The organism is Clostridiales bacterium (assembly GCA_018333995.1).
In the GTDB taxonomy this organism is placed as follows: domain Bacteria; phylum Actinomycetota; class Coriobacteriia; order Anaerosomatales; family SLCP01; genus JAGXSG01.
In genome coordinates this window covers 1-7,386 of the sequence record JAGXSG010000006.1, presented here as the reverse complement: position 1 = coordinate 7,386, position 7,386 = coordinate 1, and the positions used below count along the sequence as shown (strand labels likewise).

Sequence of the window (7,386 nt, the reverse complement as noted above, 5' to 3'; positions counted from 1 at the left end):
CGGGTGTCGGCACATCGGGCAGATTTGCCCAGCCTGACGGCGCGCCGATAACGGCCTCGAGGCTGCTGTCCCCGCCGCGAGAGACCAGAATATGTTTCAACTCCGGCAGCGCCGCCATGTGCGGCGCCGCCCGCTCCCATCGTTCGATGTCGGCAATCAGGGCCGCCGCGCCCGAATCGGCAAGGCCATATTCCAGTTCCCCGCCTGTCCACCAGGCGTTCAGCGGTGTGGCGATCGCACCGACCAGCTGTGCTGCATAGAAGGCGACCGGCCATTCGGGAATGTTGCGCATGGCGATTGCAACGCGGTCTCCCTTGCCGATTCCCAGCGCTTTCAGATGCCCGGACAGGTGGATGGCGGCCCGCGCAAAGGCTTCGAAGCTGATGCGCTCGTCCTCGTTCACCAGAAATATCCGCTCTCCGTGCGCGCGCCCCAGGGCAAAGCAGTGCTGCAGCGTGGGCGGCGCGTTCTTCCATGTGCGGGTGGGGCGGCCGCCTATGGTCACTGTCTCCATTTCGAACGGCGCGCCCGGCGCGGTCAGCAACATGGTTGCCTGCGCGATGCTCATCGCGGGCCAGGGTTTTGCGATGCTCATCGCGGGCCAGGGTTTTGCGATGTTCATCGCGGGCCAGGGTTTTGCGATGTTCATCGCGGGCAACTGTTCTGTCATGTGATTCCTCCCGCGGGTCATAAACGCCACTGCGCGCCCCCTCGCAATCCCCCAAAGCCCCGGCTAGGACGGTGGCGATGGCAACTCCGCCCCACCTCACGCTCATCGATGGCTCCGGATTCATCTTTCGCGCCTATCATCGACTGCCGCCGCTGACCGACCCGGAAGGAACGCCCGTCGGTGCCGTGTTCGGCTTCACATCCATGCTGTGGAGCCTGATAGAGGCGGCGCGCAAATCGCCCGAGGATGATTATCTCGCCGTCATCCTCGATGCCGGAAGGCGCAGCTTCCGCACCGCGCTGTACGCCGACTACAAGGCGAACCGGCCCGAACCGCCCGAGGATCTGGTTCCGCAATTCCCGCTGATCCGCGACGCGGTGAACGCGCTCGGCGTGCCTTGCATCGAAAAGGCCGATTACGAGGCCGACGACCTGATCGCATCCTATGCCGAAGCCGCAGTGCTGGCCGGCATGACCGTCACCATCGTGAGCTCCGACAAGGACCTGATGCAGCTTGTGCGCCCCGGCGTCACGATGCTCGACACCATGCAGAACCGGCGCTTCGCCGAGGCCGAGGTGACAGCAAAATGGGGCGTGCCGCCTGCCAGCCTTGCCGAAGTGCTGGCGCTGATGGGCGACAGCGCCGACAATGTGCCCGGCGTTCCCGGCATAGGCCCGAAAACCGCCGCCGATCTCGTGAACCAGTTCGGCACGGTGGAGGGCGTTCTGGCCAATCTGGCGGCGATCAGGCGACCCAGGCTGCGCGAGAATCTGGAGCTGCACGCAGAAGCCGCGCGGCTTTCGCGCATATTGGTCGAGCTGAAGCGCGACATGCCGCTCGAGCCGCCGCTGGCTGACCTGAAGCTCGACCATCGGGAGGACCGGGAGAAGCTGGCCTTATTCCTGGCACGGCACGGCTTCCGTTCCCTGCTGGCAAAGCTGGGCGATCCGGGCCGGGCGGCGGCCGACAGCATCGCCAGGCCAAGGGCCGAGCCGGATGCCCCGGAGGAACCGCCCTTCGATCCCGACGCCCATGAAACCGTCATCACCCGGGACAGGCTGCTCTGGTGGATCGATGAAGCGCGGCGGCTGGGCGCGGTCGCCTTCGACACCGAGACGAGCAGCATCGATTCGATGGCGGCCGAGCTGGTCGGATTCTCGCTTGCGATTGCGCCGGGCAGGGCCTGTTATGTGCCGGTCGCGCATGTGTCGGGCGAAGGGCTGCTTGCCGAGCCCGTCGCGCAGCTTGCCATCGCGCAGGCGCTGCCGCCGCTGAAGGCGCTGCTGGAAGATCCCACGGTGCTGAAGATCGGCCAGAACCTGAAATATGACATGGTGGTGATGGCGAAACATGGTGTCGCCATCGCGCCGTTCGACGATACGATGCTGCTGTCCTATGCGCTGGGCGGCGGCCTGCACGGCCACGGGATGGATGAGCTTTCGGTGCTCCACTTCGGCCACACGCCGATCGCGTTCAAGGACGTCGCGGGAAGCGGCAAGGCGCAGATCGGCTTTGCGCAGGTGCCACTTGATGCGGCGACCCGCTACGCTGCCGAAGACGCGGATGTGACGTTGCGGCTGTGGCGGCGGTTGCGCCCCCGGCTGTGGCGGAACCAGGTTACGCGGGTTTACGAATGGTGCGACCGGCCGCTGGTGCCGGTGCTGGCGCGCATGGAAATGGCGGGCGTCAAGGTGGATCGCGCCGAGCTTTCACGCATGTCGGCCGAGTTCGCGGGCGAGATGGCGCGGCTGGAAGGCGAGGTGCACGCACTTTCCGGGCAGCCATTTGCGCTGGGCAGCCCGAGGCAGCTTGGCGAAATCCTGTTCGACAGGCTGGGCCTGCCCGGCGGCAAGAAGGGCAAGTCCGGTCAATATTCGACGGACGTCACCGAACTCGAACGGCTGGCGGCGCTGGAAAGCGGCGGGCCCGGCCCGGAGCTTGCCGCCAGGCTGCTGGAGTGGCGGCAGGTCTCCAAGCTGCGCTCCACCTATACCGAGGCGTTGCAGCAGCAGATCAACCCGAATACGGGCCGTGTTCACACCAGCTATTCGATGGCCGCCACCACGACCGGCCGGCTGGCCTCGACCGATCCCAACCTCCAGAATATCCCGATCCGCACCGAAATGGGCCGCCGCATCCGCGACGCCTTCGTGGCGGAGCCGGGGAGTGTGATCCTGGCGGCCGACTACAACCAGATAGAATTGCGGCTGATGGCGCACATCGCCGACGTGCCCGAACTGAAAGAGGCCTATGCCTCGGGGCAGGACATCCACGCACTGACCGCCCGCCAGATTTTCGGGCTCGCGCCCGACGCCCCGGTGGATCGTGACCTGCGCGCCCGGGCGAAGACCATCAACTTCTCGATCATCTACGGCATTTCCGCCTTCGGTCTCGCCCAGCGGCTGGGGATTTCGCGCAGCGAAGCGCAGTATTTCATCGAGCGTTATCTCGACCGCTACCACGGCATCCGCCGCTACATGGCCGAGACCATCGCGAGAGTGAAGGAAAATGCCTTCGTCACAACCCTTTACGGGCGCCGGATCCATGTGCCGATGATCCGCTCCAAGGTGCAGTCCGAACGCGCCGGCGCCGAGCGGGCGGCAGTCAACGCGCCCGTGCAGGGCACTGCGGCCGACATCATCAAGCGCGCGATGGTCCGCATGGAGCCCGCGCTGGCGCTGGCCGGCCTGACGGGCGTGCGCATGCTGCTGCAGGTGCACGACGAACTGGTGTTCGAAGTGCCGGAGGCTGACATTGCCCCGGCGGCCGATACCATCCGAACCGTCATGGAATCAGCTGCCGGCCCCGCTCTGCGGCTCAGCATCCCGCTTGGCGTGGAGATCGGGACGGGGCCCAACTGGGGAGCGGCGCATTGAAGCCCGCCCCCCGACATTCGGTAGCCCTGCCGGCAACCGCTGCGCCCGATGATGCCGCAGCATCATCCGATGCGATGATGAGCGGGCCGCATGACTTGCTCCCCGAAGGCGGGCTCCCCAGCGGCTGGCTGGTAGTCGACAAGCCGCTGGGACCGACCTCGGCGCAGATTGTGGGCAAGCTGAAATGGGCCATGCGAACTGGCGGCTATGGCAAGGCCAGGATCGGGCAGTCCGGATCGGGCCGACTGAAGATCGGGCAGTCCGGATCGGGCCGACTGAAGATCGGCCAATCCGGATCGGGCCGACTGAAGATCGGCCATGGCGGAACGCTCGACCCGCTGGCGACGGGTGTGCTGCCGATCGCGCTGGGGGAAGCGACCAAGCTCGCCGGTTATCTGCTGAACGGGCCCAAGGCCTATCGCTTCACGCTGGCGTTCGGGTTCTCGACGACGACGGACGATGCGGAAGGGGAGGTGGTGAAAGCCAGCCCGGCGCGCCCTTCGCAGGATGCGATCCGCGCGATCCTGCCGCGCTTCACGGGCCCGATCCGCCAGCGCCCGCCCGCCTATTCGGCACTGAAGGTGGATGGAGAGCGCGCTTATGCACTGGCGCGGGCCGGAAGGCCGCCCGAGCTTGCCGAGCGCGACGTGACGATTCTTGCCCTCGACCTCGTTTCTGCCGAGCCGGACAGCGCGACCTTCGATGTTCGCTGTTCCAAGGGAACCTATGTCCGCAGCCTCGCGCGTGATCTGGCCGAGGCGCTGGGCAGTGTCGGGCATGTCAGCCTGTTGCGGCGGACCATGGCCGGCCCCTTCACGCTGGAACAGGCCTTGCCGCTGGACAAATGGCTCGGGCTGGTGCATGGGGGCGCGCTTGAACAGGCCCTTTTGCCGCTGACTGCCGGACTGGACGACATCCTGGTTCTGCCGGTCGACCCTGAAGATGCGTATGCCCTTTCCCGGGGAATGCGCCTATCGGGCCCCCGCGTGAAATCTGGCCATTATATCGCAACCCTCGGGTCTGTTCCGGTTGCGCTGGTCGAGGTTTCGCTTTGCGACGTGCGCGTCGTGAGGGGATTCAACTTTTGATGTGAAGGAGATCATGATGTCGATCACAGCAGACCGCAAGACTGCGGTTATCGCCGACAATGCGCGTGCCGCCGCCGATACCGGAAGCCCGGAAGTCCAGGTCGCGATCATCACCGAGCGGATCAAGAATCTCACCGAGCATTTCAAGACCCACGCCAAGGACAACCACTCGCGTCGCGGTCTCCTGATGCTCGTCAACAAGCGTCGTTCGCTTCTGGATTATCTGAAGCGCAAGGATGTGGGGCGCTATCAGGCGCTCATCGCCAGGCTCGGCCTGCGCAAATAGGCGAAACCAGGACGGCCCCGGTCGCCAGATGATGGCGCCGGGGCCGTCTTTTCCTTGTCCGCGCTCTTTTTGCGGCGGACCTGCGCCCGGGTTGCCGGGCAACTGGCTGCACAACGCAGCCGAACCCGGCCCCGCCGCATCGGGCGGTCGGGCATTTGTCTGAATTGCCTCTGGCGACTGGTCAGGGGCTGGGAATCGAAAGCACATCTGATCATGTTCAATATTGCACGCCAGGAAATCGAATGGGGCGGCCGCAAGCTGATCCTCGAAACGGGCAAGGTTGCCCGCCAGGCCGATGGCGCAGTTCTTGCCACCTACGGCGAAACCGTCGTCCTCTGCGCCGTCACGGCGGCCAGGTCGGTGAAGGAGGGGCAGGATTTCTTCCCGCTCACGGTTCACTATCAGGAAAAATTCTCTGCCGCCGGCCGCATTCCGGGCGGCTTCTTCAAGCGCGAACGCGGCGCGACCGAGCATGAGACGCTGACCTCGCGCCTTATCGATCGTCCGGTCCGCCCGCTGTTTCCAGAAGGCTTCTACAACGAGATCAACGTGATCTGCCAGGTTCTGAGCTATGATGGCGAGAACGAGGCCGACATGGTGGCGATGGTTGCGGCATCGGCTGCACTGACGCTCTCGGGCGTGCCCTTCATGGGCCCGATCGCCGCCGCGCGCGTCGGCTTTGCCGATGGCGAATATCAGCTGAACCCATCGAGGGAACAGCTGAAGGAAGGTCGCCTCGATCTCGTCGTCGCCGGCACGCATGACGCTGTCATGATGGTCGAATCCGAAGCCAAAGAGCTTTCGGAAGACGAGATGCTCGGCGCCGTCATGTTCGCGCATCGCGCCATTCAGCCCGTCATCAAGGCGATCATCGGTCTGGCTGAAAAGGCCGCCAGGGATCCGTGGGAACTGAAGCTTTCAGACGATGCCGACGCGACGCTGAAGAAGATCAGGGCCGAAGTCGGCAAGGACATCACGGCGGCCTACAAGCTGACCAAGAAGTCCGACCGCCAGCAGGCGCTGGCCGACGCCAGGGCAAAGATGAAGCCGCTGTTCGCGGATACCGACAGCGCCACCCAGCAGAAGGCCGGAAAGCTTTTCAAGAAGCTCGAGGGCGATATCGTCCGCACCGCAATTCTGAAGGACGGCCGACGCATCGACGGTCGCGACACGAAGACAGTCCGCTCCATTGTCGGCGAAGTCGGTTTCCTGCCGCGCACCCATGGCTCTGCCTTGTTCACGCGCGGCGAAACCCAGGCCATCGTCACCACGACACTGGGCACGGCAGACGCCGAGCAGATGATCGACGGACTCGATGGGCTGCGCTACGAACGTTTCATGCTGCATTATAATTTCCCGCCCTATTCGGTCGGGGAAGTCGGTCGCTTCGGCGCCCCTGGTCGCCGCGAAATCGGCCATGGCAAGCTTGCATGGCGCGCCATCAACCCGATGCTGCCCAGCAAGGAAGAGTTTCCCTACACGATCCGCCTGCTGTCCGACATCACCGAGTCGAACGGTTCGTCCTCGATGGCGACGGTCTGCGGCGCCAGCCTTGCCCTCATGGACGCCGGCGTTCCGCTGAAGCGCCCCGTGGCCGGTATCGCCATGGGCCTCATTCTGGAGACCGACGCCAAGGGCAAGCGCGACTTCGCGGTATTGTCCGACATTCTTGGCGATGAAGATCATCTGGGCGACATGGATTTCAAGGTCGCCGGAACCGCGCAGGGCATCACGTCGCTCCAGATGGACATCAAGATCGCCGGGATCACCGAAGAGATCATGAAGGTCGCGCTGGCGCAGGCGAAGGAAGGCCGCGAACATATCCTGGCTGAAATGGCCAAGGCCATCACCGAGGTGCGCCCGGAAATGTCGGCCCACGCTCCGCGCATCGAGACGCTGAGCGTTCCCAAGGACAAGATCCGCGACATCATCGGCACCGGCGGCAAGGTCATCCGCGAGATCGTGGCGACCACCGGCGCCAAGGTCGACATCGACGACGACGGCACGGTTAAGATCGCGTCTGCCGATCCCGAGAAGATCGAAGCGGCCCGCGCCTGGATTCTGGGCATCATCCAGGAACCCGAAATCGGCCGGATCTATACCGGAAAGGTTGTCGGCATGCCGGAATTCGGCGCCTTCGTGAATTTCATGGGCGCCAAGGACGGCCTCGTCCACATATCGGAAATAAGGAATGAGCGGGTCCAGAAGGTCTCCGATGTCCTGTCGGAAGGCCAGGTCGTGAAGGTCAAGGTCATCGGTGTCGATGACCGCGGCAAGGTGAAGCTTTCGATGCGCCTTGTCGATCAGGACAGCGGCGAAGAATTGCCCGACACCCGTCCGGCGCGCGAACCGCGTGAAGGCGGTGAGCGTTCGGATCGCGGCCCCCGCCGCGAAGGCGGCGACCGCGGCCCCCGCCGCGAAGGCGGCGACCGTGGCCCCCGCCGCGAAGGCGGCGACCGTGGCCCC

At 64.9% G+C, this 7,386-nt stretch carries 5 protein-coding genes; 4 read left to right on the top strand and 1 reads right to left on the bottom strand.

From position 1 onward, the window contains the following. Positions 1 to 670: acyl--CoA ligase (locus tag KGZ40_01480; protein MBS3956196.1), on the bottom strand; the 670-nt coding region annotated here is incomplete at its 3' end. 77 nt (positions 671 to 747) lie between these two features. Between KGZ40_01480 and polA the strand changes: the two genes are divergently transcribed. The 4 genes from polA to pnp all read left to right on the top strand — a co-directional run. Continuing rightward, entirely contained in the window at positions 748 to 3,546 is a 2,799-nt protein-coding gene (gene polA, locus KGZ40_01475) for a DNA polymerase I (GenBank protein MBS3956195.1), read from the top strand. Then, positions 3,543 to 4,634, top strand: a complete 1,092-nt coding sequence (truB, locus tag KGZ40_01470) for a tRNA pseudouridine(55) synthase TruB (protein MBS3956194.1) — start codon at positions 3,543 to 3,545, stop codon at positions 4,632 to 4,634. The genes polA and truB overlap by 4 nt, the downstream gene beginning before the upstream one ends. A 16-nt stretch (positions 4,635 to 4,650) precedes the next feature. Next, positions 4,651 to 4,920, top strand: a complete 270-nt coding sequence (rpsO, locus tag KGZ40_01465; protein ID MBS3956193.1) for a 30S ribosomal protein S15 — start codon at positions 4,651 to 4,653, stop codon at positions 4,918 to 4,920. 213 nt (positions 4,921 to 5,133) lie between these two features. Next, the coding region (pnp, locus tag KGZ40_01460) for a polyribonucleotide nucleotidyltransferase (protein MBS3956192.1) at positions 5,134 to 7,386 on the top strand (2,253 nt) is incomplete at its 3' end.